The sequence below is a fragment of the Hymenobacter glacieicola genome (assembly GCF_014640315.1).
GTDB lineage: Bacteria > Bacteroidota > Bacteroidia > Cytophagales > Hymenobacteraceae > Hymenobacter > Hymenobacter glacieicola.
This window is the reverse complement of record NZ_BMGS01000008.1, coordinates 103,462-123,572: the sequence shown is the minus strand read 5'-3', so window position 1 is coordinate 123,572 and position 20,111 is coordinate 103,462. Positions and strand designations below refer to the sequence as shown.

At 60.2% G+C, this 20,111-nt stretch carries 20 protein-coding genes; 6 read left to right on the top strand and 14 right to left on the bottom strand.

Annotated elements, in window-relative coordinates:
• Window positions 1-121 precede the first annotated feature (121 nt).
• From IEW18_RS15425 to IEW18_RS15415, 3 genes are all read right to left on the bottom strand, one after another.
• Window positions 122-523, bottom strand: a complete 402-nt coding sequence (locus tag IEW18_RS15425; protein ID WP_188558765.1) for a DUF779 domain-containing protein — start codon at window positions 521-523, stop codon at window positions 122-124.
• Window positions 524-551: 28 nt separating this feature from the next.
• Complete coding sequence (locus tag IEW18_RS15420) at window positions 552-902, bottom strand: hypothetical protein (RefSeq protein WP_188558764.1); 351 nt, start codon at window positions 900-902, stop codon at window positions 552-554.
• Between the two features lie 270 nt (window positions 903-1,172).
• Window positions 1,173-2,699 carry an aldehyde dehydrogenase family protein gene (locus tag IEW18_RS15415; protein ID WP_188558763.1) on the bottom strand — a complete coding sequence of 509 codons (1,527 nt, stop codon included), beginning with the start codon at window positions 2,697-2,699 and terminating at the stop codon, window positions 1,173-1,175.
• A gap of 219 nt (window positions 2,700-2,918) precedes the next feature.
• Between IEW18_RS15415 and IEW18_RS15410 the strand changes: the two genes are divergently transcribed.
• Together IEW18_RS15410 and IEW18_RS15405 are read left to right on the top strand one after the other, a co-directional pair.
• Complete coding sequence (locus IEW18_RS15410) at window positions 2,919-3,848, top strand: AraC family transcriptional regulator (protein WP_188558762.1); 930 nt, start codon at window positions 2,919-2,921, stop codon at window positions 3,846-3,848.
• 125 nt (window positions 3,849-3,973) lie between these two features.
• Window positions 3,974-5,227, top strand: a complete 1,254-nt coding sequence (locus IEW18_RS15405; RefSeq protein ID WP_229728773.1) for an MFS transporter — start codon at window positions 3,974-3,976, stop codon at window positions 5,225-5,227.
• A 63-nt stretch (window positions 5,228-5,290) separates the two neighbouring features.
• Here the strand turns inward: IEW18_RS15405 and rfbD are convergent, their stop codons facing one another.
• The 5 genes from rfbD to IEW18_RS15380 form a co-directional block, all read right to left on the bottom strand.
• Window positions 5,291-6,151 (bottom strand): dTDP-4-dehydrorhamnose reductase, encoded by an 861-nt coding sequence (gene rfbD / locus IEW18_RS15400; RefSeq protein ID WP_188558761.1) that lies wholly within the window; start codon window positions 6,149-6,151, stop codon window positions 5,291-5,293.
• Window positions 6,152-6,230: 79 nt separating this feature from the next.
• Complete coding sequence (locus tag IEW18_RS15395; RefSeq protein WP_188558760.1) at window positions 6,231-7,199, bottom strand: TIGR03915 family putative DNA repair protein; 969 nt, start codon at window positions 7,197-7,199, stop codon at window positions 6,231-6,233.
• Window positions 7,196-8,098, bottom strand: coding sequence for an alpha/beta fold hydrolase (locus IEW18_RS15390; protein ID WP_188558759.1), 903 nt, complete (start codon window positions 8,096-8,098; stop codon window positions 7,196-7,198). The genes IEW18_RS15395 and IEW18_RS15390 overlap by 4 nt, the downstream gene beginning before the upstream one ends.
• 56 nt (window positions 8,099-8,154) lie before the next feature.
• Window positions 8,155-8,340, bottom strand: a complete 186-nt coding sequence (locus IEW18_RS15385; RefSeq protein WP_188558758.1) for a hypothetical protein — start codon at window positions 8,338-8,340, stop codon at window positions 8,155-8,157.
• 96 nt (window positions 8,341-8,436) lie between these two features.
• On the bottom strand, window positions 8,437-9,705 hold the full coding sequence (locus IEW18_RS15380; protein WP_188558757.1) for a putative DNA modification/repair radical SAM protein: 1,269 nt from the start codon (window positions 9,703-9,705) through the stop codon (window positions 8,437-8,439).
• A 212-nt stretch (window positions 9,706-9,917) separates the two neighbouring features.
• On the opposite strand from IEW18_RS15380, the gene IEW18_RS15375 reads away from it, so the two are divergent.
• The 4 genes from IEW18_RS15375 (at window position 9,918) to IEW18_RS15360 (ending at window position 14,385) form a co-directional block, all read left to right on the top strand.
• Entirely contained in the window at window positions 9,918-11,822 is a 1,905-nt protein-coding gene (locus IEW18_RS15375; RefSeq protein WP_188558756.1) for a BamA/TamA family outer membrane protein, read from the top strand.
• A gap of 188 nt (window positions 11,823-12,010) precedes the next feature.
• A complete protein-coding gene (locus IEW18_RS15370) occupies window positions 12,011-12,844 on the top strand; it encodes a CvfB family protein (RefSeq protein WP_188558755.1) in 834 nt (277 codons plus the stop codon).
• A gap of 242 nt (window positions 12,845-13,086) precedes the next feature.
• A complete protein-coding gene (locus tag IEW18_RS15365) occupies window positions 13,087-13,755 on the top strand; it encodes an NAD-dependent epimerase/dehydratase family protein (RefSeq protein WP_188558754.1) in 669 nt (222 codons plus the stop codon).
• Between the two features lie 60 nt (window positions 13,756-13,815).
• Window positions 13,816-14,385 (top strand): hypothetical protein, encoded by a 570-nt coding sequence (locus IEW18_RS15360; RefSeq protein ID WP_188558753.1) that lies wholly within the window; start codon window positions 13,816-13,818, stop codon window positions 14,383-14,385.
• Between the two features lie 173 nt (window positions 14,386-14,558).
• Here the strand turns inward: IEW18_RS15360 and IEW18_RS15355 are convergent, their stop codons facing one another.
• From IEW18_RS15355 to IEW18_RS15330, 6 genes are all read right to left on the bottom strand, one after another.
• Window positions 14,559-14,849, bottom strand: a complete 291-nt coding sequence (locus IEW18_RS15355; protein ID WP_188558752.1) for a hypothetical protein — start codon at window positions 14,847-14,849, stop codon at window positions 14,559-14,561.
• 443 nt (window positions 14,850-15,292) lie between these two features.
• The gene (locus IEW18_RS15350) at window positions 15,293-15,949 is read right to left on the bottom strand and encodes an OmpH/Skp family outer membrane protein (RefSeq protein ID WP_188558751.1); all 657 of its coding nucleotides are present in this window, start codon (window positions 15,947-15,949) and stop codon (window positions 15,293-15,295) included.
• 116 nt (window positions 15,950-16,065) lie between these two features.
• Complete coding sequence (locus tag IEW18_RS15345; RefSeq protein ID WP_229728772.1) at window positions 16,066-17,148, bottom strand: succinylglutamate desuccinylase/aspartoacylase family protein; 1,083 nt, start codon at window positions 17,146-17,148, stop codon at window positions 16,066-16,068.
• 179 nt (window positions 17,149-17,327) lie between these two features.
• Window positions 17,328-18,272, bottom strand: coding sequence for a 30S ribosomal protein S6--L-glutamate ligase (gene rimK, locus IEW18_RS15340; protein ID WP_188558750.1), 945 nt, complete (start codon window positions 18,270-18,272; stop codon window positions 17,328-17,330).
• Between the two features lie 80 nt (window positions 18,273-18,352).
• Window positions 18,353-18,814: an ATP-dependent zinc protease family protein gene (locus IEW18_RS15335; protein ID WP_188558749.1), complete on the bottom strand. Its 462-nt coding sequence runs from the start codon at window positions 18,812-18,814 to the stop codon at window positions 18,353-18,355.
• Window positions 18,815-18,937: 123 nt separating this feature from the next.
• Complete coding sequence (locus IEW18_RS15330) at window positions 18,938-20,077, bottom strand: PQQ-dependent sugar dehydrogenase (RefSeq protein WP_229728771.1); 1,140 nt, start codon at window positions 20,075-20,077, stop codon at window positions 18,938-18,940.
• Window positions 20,078-20,111 lie beyond the last annotated feature (34 nt).

Sequence of the window (20,111 nt, the reverse complement as noted above, 5' to 3'; positions counted from 1 at the left end):
TAGGAATACGCGCCCTTCTCCCTTGAAAACCAGTCGAAAAACACGTATTTCTCTACCGGCTTACACGCATTTACCACGCGCAAATACGCACAAACCCCTCCGTACATACGCCCGCTGCCCGTTAGGCCTCCGCCGATCTGCCTACATATTCCTCCCCGTCATACACGGGTGCCATGCTTCTGGATTCCTCCTCCGTAAACAGGCGGGAGCGAATCAGAAACCGTACGCCAAGTGGAATTTCCAGCGAGAAGCTGGCGCCCCGGCCCTTGGTTACATCCACCATGAGCTGGGTGTGCTGCCAGTACTCAAACTGCGCCGCGCTCATGAAAAAGTCGCACCCATGAATCTGGCCCAGCCACACGTCGGAGCTGCCAACCCGAAACTCGCCCTTGGCAAAGCACATGGGCGAGGAGCCGTCACAGCAGCCCCCGCTTTGGTGGAACATCAGCGGGCCATGTTGCTCGCGCAATAAATCAATGGTGGCTTCGGCGGCGGGAGTGGCCAGAACGCGGGGAGTAGGCATGGGTGGAAAGTGGGAAATGAGGTTCCGGCTACTTGGCCCGCCGGCGGTAGGTATAGGCAGTGCCCGTTCGTTCTTCGCGCACGGTTACGCGTTGGTCTGGCGCTACTCGTCCCGGCTGGCTAACCCATTCATAGGCTAGCTGCTGCTGGGCGTCCCAGCAGTAATGGCGGTTTCCACTGCTGGAAATACTTTTTTGCGCTGCGTTGGGCATCCGGTCGGTGATAAGAGGCAGCACAGATGCGTCAGGCTTGGGCACAGCCGCTTTTTCCAACACCCAATCAGGATTGCGGCTGTTAGGCACGGGCAGAAGTTGCGCCTGAGCCACGGAGGTAGCGCAGCCAAGCATGATAAGCAACGCGACACGTTTAATAAAGGACATAGGCTAATACTACCAATGTAACGCACTAAATAAAAGATACTTACTGTAATAATAGCAAAAACCAACGTATCTTATTAGGCTTGCGGCATGCCACCTACAATACGGCATGCTGAACCTCGTGAAGGACTTTAGCACGCAGGCACGAGTTGTAGCAACAAGTGGCGTGCTGACCTGACAAGGCCTTCCCGGGGCTCAGCATGACGTACCCTAGTGCCACACGTGGCAAGTGTTATCTGCCTGCCATGTATGCCTTGTTTCAGCTTCTACTTCTTAAAAGAAGCCCAGCTTCTGCTGGCTGTAGCTGATGAGCATGTTCTTGGTCTGGCGGTAGTGGGCCAGCATCATTTTATGATTCTCGCGGCCAAAACCGGAGGCTTTGTAGCCGCCGAAGGGGGCCCCGGCGGGGTAGTCGTGGTAGCAGTTGACCCACACGCGGCCGGCCTGAATGGCGCGTGGCATCTGGTAGAGCTCGTGGGCGTCGCGGCTCCAGAGGCCGGCGCCGAGGCCGTAGAGCGTGTCGTTGGCCAGGGCAATGGCTTCGTCGTTGTCGCGGAAGGTAGTCACGGACAGCACCGGCCCGAAGATTTCCTCCTGGAAGATGCGCATCTTGTTGTGCCCGCGGAAGATGGTGGGCTTGATGTAGTAGCCCTCCGCCAGTTCGTCGTGCTCCTGGGTGTATGCTTCGCCGCCGGTCAGCACCTCGGCGCCTTCTGCTTTCCCAATTTCCAGGTAGCTCAGGATTTTCTCGTACTGGTCGTTGCTGGCCTGGGCTCCCATCATGGTTTCCATGTCGAGGGGGTGGCCCAGCCGGATGGCCTGCACTCGCTCAATCAGGCGGGGCATAAATTCGTCGTAGATGTCCTCGTGAATGAGCAGGCGCGAGGGGCAGGTGCAGATTTCGCCCTGGTTTAGCGCAAACATGGCCGCGCCCTCCAGGCACTTGTCCAGGAAGTCGTCATCGTGGTCCATCACCGATTTGCAAAAGATGTTTGGCGACTTGCCGCCCAGCTCCATAGTCACGGGAATGATGTTTTCGGCGGCGTACTGCAGAATCAAGCGGCCGGTGGTGGTTTCGCCGGTGAAGGCCACTTTCTGCACGCGCTTGTTGCTGGCCAGGGGCTTGCCGGCTTCCAGCCCGAAGCCGTTCACCACGTTGATGACCCCGGCGGGCACGATGTCCTGAATCATTTCCATGAGCACCATAATGGAGGCGGGCGTCTGTTCGGCCGGCTTTACCACCACGCAGCAGCCCGCGGCCAGGGCCGGCGCAATTTTCCAGGTGGCCATTAGCAGCGGAAAGTTCCAGGGAATAATCTGGCCCACTACTCCCAGCGGCTCCTGAATCACCAGCGACAGGGTGTTTTCGTTGAGTTCCGTAGCCGAGCCTTCCTCGGCCCGAATCACGCCCGCGAAGTAGCGGAAATGGTCGATGGCCAGGGGCAGGTCGGCGGCCATGGTTTCGCGGATGGCTTTGCCGTTTTCCACGGTTTCTACCGCCGCCAGGTGGGCCAGGTTGGCCTCCATGACGTCGGCAATCTTAAGCAGCACGTTGCTGCGCGTAGTGGCCGAGGCCTTGCTCCATGAGGTAAAGGCTTCGTGGGCCGCGTCCAGGGCCAGCTCAATATCTTCCTTGGTACTGCGGGCTACTGTACAGAAGGCTTTACCATCAATGGGTGAGGGGTTTTCGAAGTACTGCCCCTTGACCGGCGCTACCCATTTACCCCCAATGAAGTTATCGTAGTGGGATTTGAATTTCGGCCGATCAACAAGAGTGGTGGGTTTTTCTAGGGTTTCCATTCTGGTGGGATTGTAGTGGAAATTGGATGCTCCAAGATGGCTTTTCTACCTCCCCGATTTGCTCTACTATTCTCTCACAAAAGCCACTTATCGTCGCAAGTTTCCTTGCCTAGTGCCGAGCCGAAGTGGGTAGTAGCCAGGGCCATAGGCTCCTTCATCAGGACTCGCTATCTTGTAGTACCGCGCCGTTCTTTTCGCAGGAAAGCCCCATCTCTGCCCATGCCTACTCCCCACCTCCCGGCCCCTATTGCGCTGCACCAGCCCCAGCAGCTCACCACCCTGATTGAGAACCGTACGGTGTATTCGCTGGAAGCCTTCGAGCTAAACGTGTTCGAAACCCACCGCACAGCTCATAGGGTGCCGCTCAGCATGGGCCACGTGGTGCTGACTACCATGCTGCGGGGCAAGAAGGTCATGCACCTGCCGGGCCGGCCGGCGTTCGAGTACCTGCCCGGTGAGTCGGTGGTAGTGGGCGAAGAGGAAACCATGGTTATCGACTTTCCGGAGGCTGACGAGGTGCACCCCACCCAGTGCCTGGCCGTGGCCATTCCAACGCATACCATCCGCCAGACCGTTGACTTGCTGAACGAGGAGTACCCGCGGGCTGAAGCTCACTTGCCTTGGCACCTGGATGTGCATGACTACGCCCACTTTCAGAATACGCCCGAGCTGACCGGCACTCTGGAGCGACTGGTGCAGCTCTCCCGCGACACGGGCCGCATTAAGGATGTGCTGGCCACGTTCACGATTCAGGAAATGCTGGTGCGCCTGATGCAGACCCAGGCCCGCCAGCTGCTGTTCCGCAACTACACCCAGCACGCCGCCTCGCACCGGTTTGCGGCCGTGGTGCAGTACATCAAACAGCACCTCACCGAGCAGATAACAGTAGAAAAGCTCAGTGAGCTGGCCTGCATGAGCAAGGCCACTTTCTTCCGGGTGTTCAAGCGCGAATTGGGCCTAACGCCAGTGGAATATATCATTCAGGAGCGTCTCACGGAGGCCAAGCGCCTGCTGCGCAATCCGCTTGCTACGGTGGCTGAGGTGTGTTTCCGGGCCGGCTTCAACAACACTGCTTATTTCCAGAAGCTGTTCAAGCAGTACGCAGGCGTTACGCCGGGCCTGTACAAAAAGCAGTACGCTGCCGGGTAGGCTGCTCCGCTTCTTTGGCCTTCAGGCAGGCTACTTTTTGGGTAGAAAACAACCTTCCGCCCCGGCAAGCTGTTAGGTGAGGCCACCAAGGCGGCCCTCGTAGGGCCGCCGCGCGCACTATCCTCATGAGAGAAGCCGTAGCGGCTGAAGTTCAGCCCGTGACAGAAGACGCTCGTCTTACTCCTTCCCGCCCCCTGGCTCCGGCTCTGGTCTGGCTGATGGCCGTTACCTGCGGGCTGGTGGTAGCCAATATTTACTACAACCAACCCTTGCTGGCTGAAATTGGGCGCACCTTCGGGGTGGCCGAAAGCCGGGTCAGCCTGGTAGCCACCATTACGCAGGTAGGGTACACCCTGGGCCTGCTGCTGGTAGTACCTTTGGGCGACAAGCGGGAAAGGAAAAGCCTGATTCTGGCGCTGCTGCTGTGCGCCGCCGGGTGCATGGCCGGGGCCGCCTTCGCGCCCACGTTTGCTCTGTTGGCCGCCGCCAGCCTGCTGATCGGTATTTTCTCGGCCGTGCCCCAACTGCTGATTCCAATGGCCGCCTCCCTGGCCAGCGACGAAGAGCGGGGCCGCGTAGTAGGCAAGGTCATGAGCGGGTTATTGATTGGCATTCTGCTCTCGCGCACCATCAGCGGCTACGTGGGGCTGCACTTCGGCTGGCGTACCATGTTCTGGGCCGGGGCCGGAGTCATGGTAGTGCTAACGGGCATTCTGGCCCGCATGCTGCCGCGCAACCAGCCCCAGTTTGCGGGCAGCTATGGCAGCCTGCTCCGGTCGTTGGGCACACTTACGCGGGAGCTGCCGGTGCTGCGCCGCTCGGCGCTGGTGGGCGCCTGCATGTTTGCCGGCTTCAGCGCGTTCTGGACTACCCTGGTATTTTTCCTGGAAAGCGACGCCTATCACTACCACTCTGATGTAGCCGGTTTATTCGGCCTCATCGGGGCCAGCGGGGCCTTTGCCGCTTCCTTCGCCGGTAAATCGGCGGATAGCAAAGGCGCCGACTACGCCCTCAACCTCGGGATTCTGCTGTTTTTGGGCGCCTACCTGCTGCTAGGTTTCGGCGGCTACTATTTGCTTGGGCTGATTAGCGGGGTAGTCATTCTGGATGTGGGCCAGCAAATGACTCATATTTCCAACCAGGCCCGCATCTTCACGCTCCTGCCCGAGGCCCGCAGCCGCCTGAACACCGTGTACATGACGGCCTGTTTCATAGGGGCTTCCGCGGGCTCCCTGATTGGCGGCCTGGCGTGGGCCCGTTTTGGATGGCCGGGCGTATGCGGGGTAGGGCTGAGCTTTGTGGCGCTGGCGTACCTGGCAAACCGGTTTTACGGACGCGGGGCAGCTCCAGCACCCAGAAGAGGTATGCCGTTCAACTAAAAAGTCCTTGCATCAGCAATTACCTGGTGCAAGGACTTTTTAGTTGAACGGCTTGGCGCTTGCCTACGCCTCCAACCGGCTCAAACACACCTTCAGACTGTCGCGCCAGTGGGGAATAGCTACGCCGAGCTGGGTTTTGGCCTTGGTCTTGTCCATGACGGAATAGGCGGGGCGGGTGGCCTTGGTGGGGTATTCGGCGGTACGAATGGGCAGGGTTCGTACCGGCGTGTTGCTCAGCTCGAAAATGGCTACCGCGAAATCGTACCAGGAAGTCAGGCCCTCGTTGCTGTAGTGGTAAATGCCGTACTGCTGGCTCTGGCTTTCGATGATGGTAAGGATGCAGCCCGCCAGATCAATGGCGTAAGTAGGCGTGCCGGCCTGGTCCCAGATAACCTTCAGCTCCTCCCGCTCCCGGCCAAACCGGAGCATGGTCTTCACAAAGTTGCCCGCGTATTCCGAGTACAGCCAGCTGGTGCGCAGAATGAAATACTGGCTGGTGTGGGCCGGAATTACCTGCTCGCCTTCCAGCTTGGTGAGGCCGTACACGCTGATGGGCGCGGCCTCATCTGTTTCCAGCAGGGGCGTGTTGCCGGTGCCGGCAAACACAAAATCGGTGGAAATATGGATGAAAGTGGCCCCGTACTCGCTGCACAGTCGCGCCAAGTTCTCGGCCCCGTCGCGGTTTACTTTGCGGGCAATTTCTACCTCGTCCTCGGCCTTATCAACGGCAGTGTAAGCGGCGCAGTTGATGACATAGCCCGGCTGATACTGGGCAAACACGGCCTGCAACGCTGCCACGTTCAGGATGTTGGCTTGGTCTTCTGGCAGAAACACCAGGCTGGACAGGTGTCGCTCCTTGGCCACGTGCTGCAGGCACTGCCCCAATTGCCCGGAGGCTCCGAAAACGAGCGTAGTAGAACCCATAGAATAGGTAGTAAGTCGGAAGAAAGGCTCAGAATTCCAGAGACAAATGATAACCTTCTGGCCCCGGAGTGGGCGCAAATTACCCTTTTTCCTCCTGCAGCGCACTACCTCCCTCACTTAGGGCCGGCCCACCGGGCTGCACCGGGCGCTTGTTCTTAATGGGCTCAAAGCGCTGCTCCCGGGGTTGCTTTTCGCTCAGGTAGCGCCAGTAGCGCAGGGGCATGTGGCGCCGGTGCAGCTTCATGTTCTTGCGCTCCGGAATATTAACGTGGTCGAAGTAAGACTGCCACAAGAGCTTGAACAACGGCTCCCGCTCATCCAGGACGGTAGCGGAAATATCGGTGGTGCGCTGGGGGGTAGTGGTTTCAAACTGTACCACATCGGTGCGGGTCAGGTCATAATACAGCCCGTAGCGGCGGCGCTGGTCGAAAATCAGCCAGCGCTGGTCGGCGTAGCGCTTGGTGAAATGGGGCGCAATCAGCGGCAGCACGTCAAAGTCGGGGTCAATGGTGGCGTGAAACAGGCCGTCGGAGGTTTTCTCGAAGCGTACGAAGGCTTCCATGCGGTGCTTTTCGCGGTACATCTGCTGGGCAATGCCGGCAACGCGGCGCACGTTGTCGTCGGCGTAGTTGTCGGAGATGTCGCGGCCGGCGCGCATGGCCAGGTCGGCGTAGCGGAAGATGAGCAGCTCCCGATCGGGCTGCTCGCTCAGAAACGTGTGAAACAAGCGGGTGCGGGCCTCCTGGTCCATGTGGCGCAGCAGGCCCTCCCACACCCGCGCCGCCGTAGCCTCGTGGGTAGCAATCTGGATGGGCTGGGCAAAAAGGCCACCCTGCACCGCCCCCAACGGCTGAATGCTGTTAGGAGCCGCTTTCCGGTCGTAGATGTTAAACAGCACCGTCAGCAACCCCTCAAACGAGCCATCATAGGCGTAATCCAGCGGCGGGTTGGTTAGCTGCACCACGGTGGGGCGCGGGGTTACCGGGCCGGCGGCCTTCGTGGGGGCTGCCTTTCGGCGGGAGTTCAGGGGCGAAAGGGAACGACTCATGCGCGTGCGTTATCAGGTAAGGGAAGCGCGGCCCTGTCGGCTCGCAGAAACTCTAGCAGCAGCGTATTCACGGCTTCGGGCTCTTCCTGGTGCAGCCAGTGGGTAGCGTGGTTGAAGTACGTTAGCTCGCCCTGCTCACACATTTCCAGGCTTAGTTGAGCCAGCTCAGGCTCCAGAAAAGCATCCTGGCGGCCCCACAGCATCCGGACGGGAATGGCAATCCGGCCCGGCCGGCCGGTTTGGCGGGGGGTACGGAAGGCGGCGCGGTACCAGTTAATCATGCCGGTAACGGCCCCCGGCTGCGCCCAGGCCTCGGTGTACACGTGCAGGTCTGCGGTAGAAAACGTACCCGGCCGACTGGTGCCCCGCAGCGCGCCGCGCCCAAACCGGAACTGGCGGCGCCGAAACAGCTGCTCGGGTAGCCACGGCAGCTGAAAAAAGAAGATGTACCAGCTTTTCAGCAGCTGGCGCGGCGTCCGGCGCAGGGCACGGCCCAGCACCGCCGGGTGGGGCACGTTCAGGATTACTACCCGGTGCAGGCGCTCGGGATGTTGCGCGGCCAGCCACCACGCCACGGCTGCGCCCCAGTCGTGGCCAATTACTACGGCCTTCTTCTGACCAGCAGCATCCAGAAGCCCCAGAATATCGGCGCCCAGCTGTTCCATGCGGTAATCGGCCACGCGGGCGGGCTTGTCGCTGAGGTTGTAGCCGCGCTGATCGGGAGCCCACACGCGGTAACCGGCGGCGGCCAGGGCTTGTAGCTGGTGGCGCCACCCGTACCAGAACTCCGGGAAACCGTGCAGCAGCACAACCAGGGGCCCGTTTGCGGGGCCGCACTGCACCACGTGCAGGCTGATGCCGTTGGTTGACACGAGGTGATGCTCAAGTTCGAAAGCCATATGCTTCCTACCCCACCCGCCGCCGCAGGGTTACCACTCCCGCCTCCGGATGTGCCTTATGCCGCCTCCGAACGCTGACTGCCACGAGCAGCGTTGGTGCGGGCTACCTCGCGGTGCAACTGCTGCACCAGCGGCAACAAATCCGAGAGCTTACAGCAGCAGGCAATACGGGCAACTTTCATGGGTTTGGCAGTTTCGAGGGCGGCGGCCGACGCGACGGCGGCGCGATGAGAAATGGTCATGGGGCTTGCGGGTTTCGTAGTGCGGTAGTAGTTACTTGTTGTTGAGCGTTGAGATGTTGTCCGGCGGCAAACCAGCAACTACTACCGCACTACTCCTTAAGAAGCTTGTGCGAAAAGATCGAGCTGCTGGGTGACCAGGGCCGAGCGGACGGAACCGGCCCCAAACAAAATCTGGCGGCGGATGGTCTGCTCGTCGTAGTCACGCTTTTCCAGGGCTTGGCCCCGGCAGGTCAGGAAGAACTTGGCGCGCTTGAGCACGACACCAAACTTGTGCAGGTGGTCAAGCGTGACGGGCGAAAACCGGCGGGCGGCAACAATGCGCTTGGCCGAGCGGGCCCCTACCCCCGGAATCCGCAGAATCATCTCGTAATCGGCCGTATTCACATCCACTGGGAATACGTGGCGGTTGCGCAGGGCCCAGGCCAGCTTGGGGTCAATTTCCAGGTCAAGGAAGGGATGCGCGGGGTCCAGAATTTCATCGGCCTGAAAGCCGTAGAAGCGCATCAGCCAGTCGGTTTGGTAGAGGCGGTGCTCCCGGATCAGGGGCGGCTGCGTAACCTGGGGCAGGCGCGCGTCGTCGGTGACGGGAATGTAGCCCGAGTAGTACACGCGCTTCAGGCCGTAGCCCTTGTAGAGCGAGTCGGTGAGGCTGATGATCTGCAAGTCGTTTTCCTGCGAAGCGCCCACAATCAGCTGGGTGCTTTGGCCGGCGGTAGCAAACTGCGGCACTTTCTTGAACAAGGCTTTTTCCTCCTTATTCTGCTGAATACCGTCCCGAATCTGAGCCATTGGCGTCAGAATCTCCTGGTAGTTCTTCTCGGGGGCCAGGTTCTGCAGGGCCATTTCCGACGGCAGCTCAATGTTCACGCTCAGGCGGTCGGCGTACAGGCCGGCTTCCTGGATCAGTTCTTCCGAAGCGCCCGGAATGGCTTTCACGTGAATGTAGCCGTTGAACTTGTGCTCAGTGCGCAGCTTTTTAATGATGCGCACCAGGCGCTCCATGGTGTAGTCAGGCGAGGAGAAAATGCCGGAACTCAAGAACAACCCTTCGATGTAGTTACGACGGTAGAAGTTCATAGTCAGGTCTACTACTTCGTCCACGGTGAAGGCAGCGCGCTTCACGTCGTTACTTCTTCGTGACACGCAGTACGCGCAGTCGAAGATGCAGTGGTTGGTCAGCAGAATCTTAAGCAAGCTCACGCACCGGCCGTCTTCGGTGTAGCTGTGGCAGATGCCCATGCCTTCGGCGTTGCCCAAGCCTTTGTCCTCATTTTTGCGCTTGCCGCCGCTGCTGGAGCACGATACGTCGTACTTCGCGGCATCTGCCAAAATACTTAGCTTTTCCTGAATACGCTGGTCGTTCATCGGGCCGGTTTCTGGGCTTAAAAATAGAAGATTACGCGCAGATACGCATCATCATACAAGGCTAATTTCCTTAGAAATGTTCCTTCACTGGCATTTTTCAATGATGAGCTGAACTGCTATTTTAGGCCTCACTTCCTACCCGTTTAACCTCGACAAAACTCCGCGCGAAACGCATTTGCGCTGTATCTTGCCCAGACTGGCTAATTGTGAATATGAAGTACCTGGTGTGGATGTGGGTAGTAGTGCTGGGGCTGGCCCTGGCCTCCTCGGCATTGGCCCAAACGCCCGCCTTACCTCACCCTGATACGACCCGTTTGCCGGGCGCCCGCCCCGATTCTCTGCGCCGCCGCTTCGATCAGGAGCGCATGCTCAATAGCCTCAAAGCCTACACCAAGCGCAAAACCATAGCGGGCAAGGCGGCCTCGGTCCTGTTCAACTTCACGGAGCGGCGTGAGGATCAGGCCGGACTGGACGCTACCCTGCTCGACCGGCAGTACGACCGGCACAACTACAAGGTCATTCGCCGCATTGAGGTGCGCACGCTGGATGCCTTCGGGTACAGCATTTCCGACTCCACGCGCATTCCGCGCAACATACTGGAGAAGGCGGGCAACACCTTCCACATTAAAACCAACAAGGCGCGGGTGCGGCAGGTGCTGCTGTTCCGGGAGGGCGACGAGCTGGAGCCCCAGGACCTGGCCGAATCGGAACGTTTGCTGCGCCAGACCTCCGAGATTCTCGACGCCCGCGTATTCGTGAATGAGCGCACCAGCACCGCCGACAGCGTGGATGTTCTGGTTATCACCAAGGACATCTTCAGCCTGAGCGGCTCGTTTCAGCTCCGCGACGTAGGGGCCGGGGTGATTGGCCTGCGCGACGTGAACTTCCTGGGCCTGGGCCACCAGTTCCGCAACCGCTACGAGTACGGCCGCAGCTACAACGGGCCCGGCGGCCAAACCTGGCGTTACACGGGCAGCTACCTAGTGCCCTTCCGCAACTTCGTGTACGGGCAGGCACGCTACCTCAACGAAACCCGCAACAAGGAAGCGGGCGTCCGGTTCAGCCGCGACTTTTACTCCGTGAATACCCGGTACGCCGGGGCCTTAAGCTACGATTTCGTGGACCGGGTGGTGGCTACGCGGGGCGTTGGCACGCCCGAGGACCCGTACGTGTTCGACCCGCTGCGCTACAACACCCAGGACGCCTGGCTTGGTAGGGCGCTGCGGCTGAAAAGCTACGATTTGGGGTATGAAAACCCGGGGCGCGTCATTGTGTCGGGCCGGCTGATTCGCACCAATTACGCCCAGAAACCCACGGCCGATTACTTCAATGCCAACCTGGTGCTGGGCACCGTGGGCTACAGCGTCCGGCGCTACTACAAGGACAAGTACCTGTTCGGCTTTGGCCGCACCGAGGACATTCCAACGGGCACCCTGCTGAGTCTGACTACCGGCTACGAGTTCAATGAGGTGGCTAACCGCCGCTACTACGGGCTGCGGCTGGCCTACGCCGGCTACCACCCGCAACGGGGCTACCTGTACCTGAACGGGGAGTTCGGCTCCTACCTGCGCGGGCGCGACAACGACTGGCAGCAGGGTTTGGTAGGCGGGGAGCTGCTCTATTTCACGCGCCTGTACCACACGGGCAACTACCAGTGGCGGCACTTTTTCTGGCAGCGCAGCAGCCTAGGGCTGAACCGGCGGCCGGGCGAGCAGCCGCTGAGCATTGATGGCGAAAACGGCCTGCGTGGCTTTCAGCCCCAGGGCTTGCTGCTGGGCTCCAGCCGCGTGACGTTTAACTACGAGGCCACCCTGTTCACGCCCGTTTCGTTTCTGGGGTTTCGGATGGCGGGGGTGGCCTTTGCCGATGTGGCCTGGCTGAACGCCCGCTCGCCCCGCCAGGTGCTGCCCTTCCAGGAAGCGCCTTATACCGGCTTCGGGCTGGGTCTGCGCTTCCGCAACGAGTACGCGGCCCTGCGCACCTTCCAAATTACCTTTGGTTTTTACCCCCGGGGCATGAGCGCGCCCAATGGCATCCGCGTGTTCGAAAACTCCCGGCCCTACTACGACTTCAGCGACTTTAGCTTCGGGCAGCCCGGGGTAGTGCGCTACCAGTAGCCGATGACCTGGGGAAAAGGAATTGGGAGGGAAGAATTAAAAATTGCTGGCGGGTAGCTTCTTCGGACCTTTGTTGCGCGTAGACTCCTTGTTTCTCTTGGGAAAGAGTCCCGGGTAATACCAGAAAATGACGCTCCGCTCCGCGCCAGCGCCATTTTTACTTCTTAATACGTCATTCTTCATTACCTATGCATCTTGGTGATTTCAACGAGCTGGAAGTAGCCCGCGAGGTAGACTTCGGCATGTACCTGACCTCCGACGACGGCGACCTGCTGCTCCCGCGCAAGTACATTCCGGCGGGCACGCACGTAGGCGACGTGGTCCGCGTGTTTGTGTACCGCGACTCCGAGGACCGGCTGATTGCCACCAACCTGGAGCCCTACGCGCGGGTAGGCCAGTTTGCTGCCCTTACCGTGCGCGACGTGACCCCCACCGGGGCGTTTTTGGATTGGGGTCTGGAGAAAGACCTGCTCCTACCCTACCGCAACCTGCGCCGAACCCTGCGCCCTGGCGAGCGGGCCACGGTATTCGTGTACCTGGATGAAGCTACCGACCGGATTGTGGCCTCGGCCAAGTGGGAGTGGTTTCTGAGCCCCGACCCGTTTCCGGGCAAAGCCGGCGACGCGGCCGACCTTTTTGTGGCCGAGGAAACGGACATGGGCTACAAGGTAATTGTGGATGGCACTCACCAGGGCCTGCTTTATCACAACGAAGTGTTCAAGCCCCTGCGCCTCGGCGACGTGCACACGGGCTACGTCCGGCAGGTACGGCCCGACGGCAAGCTCGACCTGAGCCTGCAGCGCCCCGGCTACGACGAAGCCGTGGCCGCCGCCGAAACCCTCCTGACGGCCCTGCGCCAAGCCGGCGGCACCCTACCCCTCGGCGACAAAAGTGAGCCAGATGACATTTACCGCCGGCTGGGCATGAGTAAAAAAATCTTTAAAAAGGCCCTGGGCTCTTTGTACAAACAAGGAGCAGTAGAGCTGGAACCCGAGCAAACCCGCCTGGTACCGGGCAAATAAGCCGGCTCATTCTGCCTCGCCCTGGGGGTAGTAGCTTCTTACTGAAGGCTGCTACCTCCAGGGCGTTGCTTAGTATGCTGCCAGTAGTTGCTGATGCATACGCACCCAGCGGGGCAGGCAACCCGGAGCGCGGCCCGCGCATCTGGCCCCAGGGAAAAGCAGCGTTTCAGCCAGCGGTACGTACCAGAATAGGTGGCCTTCCTTCTTGCTCTCCCTTCTCGCTGGCCTCTCAACCTCCACTTATGCAAAAAACCGCACTCATTGCTGGGGCAAGTGGCCTCATGGGCAGCCAATTGCTACCCTTGCTCCTGGCTTCGGAGCGGTACAACCGGGTTATTGCTATTGGCCGGCGGCCGCTCCCAATTATGCACCCCAAGCTGGAGCAGCGAATAGTGGATTTCGACCACTTGGAAGACCACCGCTTGCAGCTTATTGCCGACGATATATTCTGCTGTCTGGGCACGACGATGCGGCAGGCGGGCTCCAAAGACGCATTTTACCGCGTTGATTATTTGTACGTAGTGAAGCTGGCGGCCCTGACGGCGGCCAATTTTGCCGCCCAGTTGCTGGTCGTATCGGCTATGGGGGCCGATGCCCGCTCGCGCTTCTACTACAACCGGGTGAAAGGCGAAATGGAGGAGGCTGTGCGTCAGACGCCATTCCGCGCTATCCATTTTTTCCGGCCTTCTTTGCTGCTGGGGCCCCGGCCCGAAAAGCGCGCGGGCGAGCAACTGGGAGCCTTCCTGCTACGTGTGTTGCGGCCGGTGCTGGTTGGGCGCCTGCGCCACTACCGGGCCGTGCCAGCCCATACCGTGGCCCGTGCCATGCTGCAAGCCGCCGAAAAGGAGGGCCACGGCCCGTACGTGCACCTTTCTAACGCCCTAGCCGAAGAAGGGCTAGCAAGACCGTAATAATCCGGCCATTCTTGTACTTTTGCGGGACGTTTAACTATTTACTAGTTTGTTTTCCGCATGAAGCGTTTGATTTTTGGTTTAGTGGCCCTGGGGCTGTTGGCAACTTCGGGAGGAGCCCAGGCTCAGAGCAAGAAGAAAAGTGGCGGCAGCGGCGCCGGATACGAAACGGCCATTGGGTTGCGGGGTGGCGGCTGGTCTTCGGGCCTCACCTTCAAGCACTTCCTGAGCGGCAAGAACAACGTAGCCTTCGAAGGCCTGCTCACGCGTGAGTACCAGGCCCGGGGCGGCCGGCTGACGCTGCTGCTGGAAAAGCACCTGCCCATTTCCGACTTCAAGGGCCTGCAGTTTTACTACGGGGCTGGGGGCCACATCGGCTCTTATGCCGGCCGTTACTACGTGCTGGATGGACGCTACGTTCGGGGCAAGAAAAACGACTTTTACTACGCCTACTACCGCGACGACCGGAACTACATCGTGGGTGGGGCCGACCTGATCCTGGGTCTGGAGTACAAGATGGAAGACCTACCGTTCACCGTGGGCGTGGACTACAAGCCTTTCTTCGAAGTATTTGATGGCTATACCGGTTTCTATAATGATGCGGCCATAAGCCTGCGCTTCGCTTTCTAAGCACTGCCGACGCTGTTCAGCACCCTGATAAACCCGGTTCCGCTACGTGTGGGGCCGGGTTTTTCGGTGCCCTATACTTTGCCGGCGCCTGAACGGGTAGTGCTGACATAGCAACGCCCCACCAATACGTTGACGGGGCGTTAACAAGAAAAAATGCCAGGGAAGCAGCCCAGTTACCGCACCCGGATGTAGCGGTGCGGGCGGGCGTTGTAGTACGGACGGGGCGCCGGTGCTACCACCCTCCGGTGCGGCTCTACTATTACCACGCGAGGGGGCACCGGCCGGTAGTAAGGCCGCGCCTGGTAGTAAGGCCGGGGCCGGTAGCCGTAGCCGCTACCGTAGTAAGGGCCAGGACCAGCAGCCACTACTACCCCGGGCTGAGCGGTTGCCACGCAGCTCGGCAACGAAGCCGCCGCCACTAGCAACACTAGGAACAATGCAGAAAATCTTAGGAGCTTCTTCATACGTGAGGAAAGCCACCGAAGTAGCGGCTGGTTTCCTCTTGGAGGAACGTCAGTACCAAAGGTTTAATTCAGCCCGGACAGTCTGCACCCGTTGCCGGCGCCGCTACTTTCTGGTTGCGGGCGCTAGCGGCGCGAGTAGATTATCAGTCAAAACCAGCAATGCTGAACGTCGTGCCGAGCCTTTCGTGCCCGAGGCAAAGCTGAAGCAGCCGGCAAGCTAACAACCTGATTAACACGGCAATGCCAGCCCACGAGCTGCTCGACTTCGCCTTTGCCTGATGGTTACTGTTGTGCCGGCAGAAACCTTGTATCGGCCTATCAACACACTCTAGTGCCGCTACTGTACTCCCGGACGGGGCGGCCCGTAGAAAAAAGCGCCGGCCTCCTTGCGGGAAGCCGGCGCTTTAAGGGTTGTTTCTGCCTTGTGGCGGGTAGCCAGCGGCTTATTTTTTGGCGCCCCGGTACTCGTCGTTGAGGTGCTTGAGGACTGGCGCGGTGATGTCGAGGTCTTTGCGGCCGTAGGCAATGGTGCCGCTAGGAGCGGCAATGAGAATCAGGCGGTAGCCGTTTTGCTTGCCGTACTTTTCTACCTGCTTGTTGATGCGCTCCAGCACCTGCTGGGTCATTTTAGCTTCTTCCTCCTGGGCCTGGCGCTGCAGCTTTTCCTGCTCCTGCGCCACCTGGGCCTGCCGGCCCTGCAGTTGCTGCTCCGTGGAAGCGCGCTGTTCTTGGGTCACACCTTCGGCTTTCTGCTGGTATTGCTGCACGGCCGTCTGGAAGCCGCGTACCAAGGTTTGGTTTTGGGCTTCCCAGCGGCGGGCTTTGGTTTCGAAGCTCTTACGGGCGTCCTTCATGCCCTGGTAGCCATCCAGCAGCTTGCCCGATTCCACGTAGGCTACTTTGTTGGTATCGGCTACGGCTACGATGTCGGCGGGCTCGTCCGTAACGGTGGCCGTGCTGGTCGTATCAGTAAGGGTAGTGGCAACGGCCACTGGCTTCTGACGGGCCGCAGCAGGTTTGCTGGCGAAATGCAGGTAGAACAGCACCGCCACCGCCAGGGCCAATACTACGTTGATGACAAGTTGAACTGAGTTTTTCATTCAGATAAAGAGGAAGAAGACAAAGCACCGCAGTACGGCCAGTCAAAGTAAAGCAAAATGCCCGGAGATATCGGAACCAGCCCTACTGCTTCGCCGGTACTCGTAAGCCACAGGCCCTACTCCCCGTCGCGCATCATCTCCTCCCCGGCTTCCTCGTCCTCTTCCTCTGTTTCGAGCGGCCTCATGGGTTTTTCCTCGAATGGAGCACTTAAATCTACTCGGCTCGGGGACGAATCGGTGCGGCCTACGTGCACCAGGGCGTCGCCCTGGTTGACCACGGGCATATGATTCACCCCAATAATGTAGCCCGCCACCGGCGACTCCAGGCGCACAGAATTCTCACCGTAAGGGTCCGCCACGGAGCCGAACACTTCGCCCTTCTCAATATACTGGCCTAGGTGCACCAGGCTGCGGAACAGCCCCGCGTACTTGGCCCGCAGCCAGGTAGAGCGCATGCATACCACGGAGGGCCGAGCGGGCGGGGGTACGCTGGGTACCATGCCCAGGTGGTGCAACACGCGCAGCGTACCGGCAATGCCCAGGTCAATGCCTTCCTCATCGAGGCGCAACGACTCACCGGTTTCGTACACAATGATGCGGCGACCTTCCTGCATGGCGGTTTCGCGCAGGGAGCCGGGGCGCAGCCCGGCGTGCAGGGTGAACGGGGCCCCAAAGGCTTCCGCCAGCGCGTCAGTTTCCGCATCCTGATGCAGCAGGCAGCGAATTTGGGGGATGTTGGCCCGGGCTGCGCCGCCCGTGTGAAAATCAATGCCGTAGTCAATCAGGGGCATGATTTCGCGCATAAAACGGTGCGCTACCCGGCTGGCTAGGGAGCCGCGCGGATTGCCCGGAAAGGAGCGGTTCACGTCTTTGCCATCGGGCACTTCCCGCGAGAAATTTAGGAAGCCGTAGATATTGAGGATGGGAATGGCCAGAATGGTGCCGCGCTGAGGCTGCAGCATGCGCCGCCGGATCAGGCGCCGGATGGTTTCAATGCCGTTCACTTCGTCGCCATGCAGGCCCGCCATTAGTAGCACCGTAGGCCCGGGCTCGGTGGCCCGAAACACGTGTACCGGAATGTCAATTACGGTCCCGGAGGGTAGGCGCGAAATCACAAGTCGCGTCAGGACTTGCTCGCCGGGGGCAATGGTTAATCCGTTCAGGTGCAGGTCGGCGGGTGCGGTGGTGTAGGTAGGCAAGGCAGTGCGGAATAACTTGATTTCTACGGGACTACAAAAACCCGGCCGACCCGACCGCGGCGTAAAACAAACGACCAGGCTTCCCCACCGGAACCCTGGTCGTTTATGATACTTTCAGGCGCTAGGTTCTGCCCCTGGTGGCAAGAGCGGGCGGCGGTGCCAGCCCACCGGCTGCCAAGTTAGTCGGCCTGATTATCGGGTAGTACTTCGGGCTCAGTGGGCTTGGCGGCTGCTTTAGGCCGCTTTTTCTTCTGCGACAATTGCTCAGTGTACTCAATAATTTTGCCGGCAATGTTCAGGCCGGTGGCTTTTTCAATGCCTTCCAGACCCGGCGAAGAATTGACCTCCAGCACCAGCGGGCCGCGCTTGCTTTGCAGCATGTCCACGCCGGCAATACCCAAGCCCAGGGCCTTGGTGGCCAGCAGGGCGGCGGCTTTTTCGGCCCGGGTTAGCTTTACGAGAGTGCCGGAGCCGCCGCGGTGCAGGTTGGAGCGGAACTCGCCTTCCTTGCCCTGGCGCTTCATGGCCCCCACTACCTCCCCGTTCACCACAAAAGCGCGCAAATCAGCGCCCTTGCTTTCGGCAATGAACTCCTGCACAATAATGCGGGCCTTCAGATTGTGAAACGCCTCGATAACGGACTGGGCCGCCTTGGCTGACTCGGCCAGCACCACGCCCAGGCCCTGGGTGCCTTCCAGCAGCTTGATAATGACGGGCGCCCCGCCTACCTGCTGAATCATTTCGGGTACTTCGTCGGAGTAGTTGGTGAAGGCCGTTTTCGGCATGCCCACTCCGGCCCGACTCAGAATCTGCATGGAGCGGAGCTTGTCGCGGCTGCGCACGATGGCTTGGCTTTCCACGGCCGTGCGCACCTTCATCATCTCAAATTGCCGTACCACGGCGCAGCCATAAAACGTCACGGAAGCCCCGATGCGGGGAATAATGGCATCGAAGCCTTCCAGCTTCTGGCCCTCGTAGATGATGCCAGGCTTGCCCTTTTCCAGCACCAGATTGCAGTGCAAATGATCCACTACCACGGCCTCATGGCCGCGCTGTTCGGCAGCTTCCACAAGGCGGGTGGTAGAGTATAGCTTTGGCTCACGCGACAGAATCGCCAGTTTCATTGGAAGCAGGATAGGTATGAAAGAATAGGGGCAGACGCGCCGGGCAAAGATAGGTGACCTACACCGCAAGCTGGCCCCGGTTAGCGGGCCGCAAGCTTATTTTTATACGACAGGTTGCGCCGGGCTACATCTACCACCAACCGGGCCTCGCGCAGCAGCACCCGGCCGATTAGTACGGGATACTTCATATCGGAGCGGTCAGAAAGCGAAAATTCTGTTTCGAAATCCTCCCCAAACAGCCGCACGGCCGCCCGGATTACGTAGCGCTCCTGCACCTCTCCATTAGAGCTGCGGATGTCGCGCAGCGTGAACTCATCGAACTGCATGGGCAGCCCATCGAAGTTAGGGTGCGGGGTGTCTAGCAGCTGCACGTGCAGGCGCTGACGGCCATCGGCCCCGGTTTCCACGTGAATGTTAGAGCAGTGAATAGCGCCGGTATACGCGCCGGTGTCCACCTTGGCTTCCACTCCCCACACTTGGAAATGCGGGAAGTCGACCAGTTCCCGCCGCCCCACTGTTCGCTTCGGTCCGCGCTGCTTCATAAGTGGTGAAATTGTGAGATGGGGAAAGGGTGAGTTTGCTGTTCTTGGCCCCGCAGGCGCAATATGCGCCAGTAAAGCCATTCGAACGACAACTCACCCTTTCCCCATCTCACAATTTCACCTTTACCCCTTGTAGCTGATGCGGTAGACGGCGTCGTTCTGGTCGTCGGAAACCAGCAGGGAGCCATCGGGGAGCACGAGCAGGCAGACGGGGCGGCCCCAGGGCGTTTGGCCCTGCAGCCAGCCCTCAGCGAAGGTTTCGTAGCTGCGGGTTTGCTTGCCGGTGGCATCGAGGCGCACGAGGCTGATGCGGTAGCCGATTTTGTTGCTGCGGTTCCAGGACCCGTGCTCGGGAATAAAAATCTGGTTGCGGTACTGGGCCGGAAACTGCTTGCCGGTGTAGAATTTCATGCCCAAAGCCGCCACGTGAGCCCCCAGCTTGCGGGCGGGTTTGATGTAAGTACTAGCCGATTTGCCTCGGCTAAACTCCGGGTCGGGCACGTCGCCGGCAAAAAAGTATGGGAAGCCAAAGTGCTGGCCGGGGCCGGCGGAGCGGTTCAGCTCGTCGGCGGGCAGGTTATCACCGAGCTGGTCGCGGCCGTTATCGGTAAACCACAGGGCCTTGTCCTGGGGGCTCCAGTCGAAGCCGACCGTATTGCGCACTCCGTAGGCGTAGGTTTCCAGGCCCGAGCTGTCGGGGTTCATGCGGTTGATGGTGGCGTAAATCGGCTCTTCGGGCAGGCAGCTGTTGCAGGGAGCCCCTACTGGCACGTAGAGCTTGCCATCGGGCCCGAAGGCAATGTAGCGGTAGCCGTGCCACTCCTTGGTCGGGAGCTTGCCGTACACCACCGCGGGCTTGGGCTTCTGGCGAAGGCGGGCCGCAATGTTGTCGTAGCGCAGAATCCGGTTAATTTCCGCCACGTACAGGGCTCCGTTGCGCACGGCTACCCCGTTAGGCGCGTTCAGGCCGGTAGCCACGGTTACTACCTCGTCGGCCCGCCCATCCTTGTTACGGTCGGGCAGGGCAAACACCTTGTCATCCTTGGTGCCCACGTACACCGTGCCGTCGGGGCCCACGGCCAGCTCCCGAGCGCTTTGTACGCCTTTGGCGAAGTAGCTGATGGTAAAGCCAGCCGGCAGCTTGATTTTGCTCAGGTTAACATCGGCGGCCGGCGCAGCCGGCGCGGGGCTCGGTTTCGGTTTAAGTGCCAAGGAGGCCAGGGCCAGCGGGGTCAGGGCGAGCAGGGGAAGGAAGTGGCGCATGTTCATACTGCCACAAACCCCGGGCCCGGCCGTA

What these genes read in the sequence shown, in the direction of transcription:
- IEW18_RS15425 (WP_188558765.1), bottom strand. Translation starts at nt 523, where the DNA reads ATGCCTACTCCCCGCGTTCTGGCCACTCCCGCCGCCGAAGCCACCATT.
- IEW18_RS15420 (WP_188558764.1), bottom strand. Translation starts at nt 902, where the DNA reads ATGTCCTTTATTAAACGTGTCGCGTTGCTTATCATGCTTGGCTGCGCT.
- IEW18_RS15415 (WP_188558763.1), bottom strand. Translation starts at nt 2,699, where the DNA reads ATGGAAACCCTAGAAAAACCCACCACTCTTGTTGATCGGCCGAAATTC.
- IEW18_RS15410 (WP_188558762.1), top strand. Translation starts at nt 2,919, where the DNA reads ATGCCTACTCCCCACCTCCCGGCCCCTATTGCGCTGCACCAGCCCCAG.
- IEW18_RS15405 (WP_229728773.1), top strand. Translation starts at nt 3,974, where the DNA reads ATGAGAGAAGCCGTAGCGGCTGAAGTTCAGCCCGTGACAGAAGACGCT.
- rfbD (WP_188558761.1), bottom strand. Translation starts at nt 6,151, where the DNA reads ATGGGTTCTACTACGCTCGTTTTCGGAGCCTCCGGGCAATTGGGGCAG.
- IEW18_RS15395 (WP_188558760.1), bottom strand. Translation starts at nt 7,199, where the DNA reads ATGAGTCGTTCCCTTTCGCCCCTGAACTCCCGCCGAAAGGCAGCCCCC.
- IEW18_RS15390 (WP_188558759.1), bottom strand. Translation starts at nt 8,098, where the DNA reads ATGGCTTTCGAACTTGAGCATCACCTCGTGTCAACCAACGGCATCAGC.
- IEW18_RS15385 (WP_188558758.1), bottom strand. Translation starts at nt 8,340, where the DNA reads ATGACCATTTCTCATCGCGCCGCCGTCGCGTCGGCCGCCGCCCTCGAA.
- IEW18_RS15380 (WP_188558757.1), bottom strand. Translation starts at nt 9,705, where the DNA reads ATGAACGACCAGCGTATTCAGGAAAAGCTAAGTATTTTGGCAGATGCC.
- IEW18_RS15375 (WP_188558756.1), top strand. Translation starts at nt 9,918, where the DNA reads ATGAAGTACCTGGTGTGGATGTGGGTAGTAGTGCTGGGGCTGGCCCTG.
- IEW18_RS15370 (WP_188558755.1), top strand. Translation starts at nt 12,011, where the DNA reads ATGCATCTTGGTGATTTCAACGAGCTGGAAGTAGCCCGCGAGGTAGAC.
- IEW18_RS15365 (WP_188558754.1), top strand. Translation starts at nt 13,087, where the DNA reads ATGCAAAAAACCGCACTCATTGCTGGGGCAAGTGGCCTCATGGGCAGC.
- IEW18_RS15360 (WP_188558753.1), top strand. Translation starts at nt 13,816, where the DNA reads ATGAAGCGTTTGATTTTTGGTTTAGTGGCCCTGGGGCTGTTGGCAACT.
- IEW18_RS15355 (WP_188558752.1), bottom strand. Translation starts at nt 14,849, where the DNA reads ATGAAGAAGCTCCTAAGATTTTCTGCATTGTTCCTAGTGTTGCTAGTG.
- IEW18_RS15350 (WP_188558751.1), bottom strand. Translation starts at nt 15,949, where the DNA reads ATGAAAAACTCAGTTCAACTTGTCATCAACGTAGTATTGGCCCTGGCG.
- rimK (WP_188558750.1), bottom strand. Translation starts at nt 18,272, where the DNA reads ATGAAACTGGCGATTCTGTCGCGTGAGCCAAAGCTATACTCTACCACC.
- IEW18_RS15335 (WP_188558749.1), bottom strand. Translation starts at nt 18,814, where the DNA reads ATGAAGCAGCGCGGACCGAAGCGAACAGTGGGGCGGCGGGAACTGGTC.
- IEW18_RS15330 (WP_229728771.1), bottom strand. Translation starts at nt 20,077, where the DNA reads ATGCGCCACTTCCTTCCCCTGCTCGCCCTGACCCCGCTGGCCCTGGCC.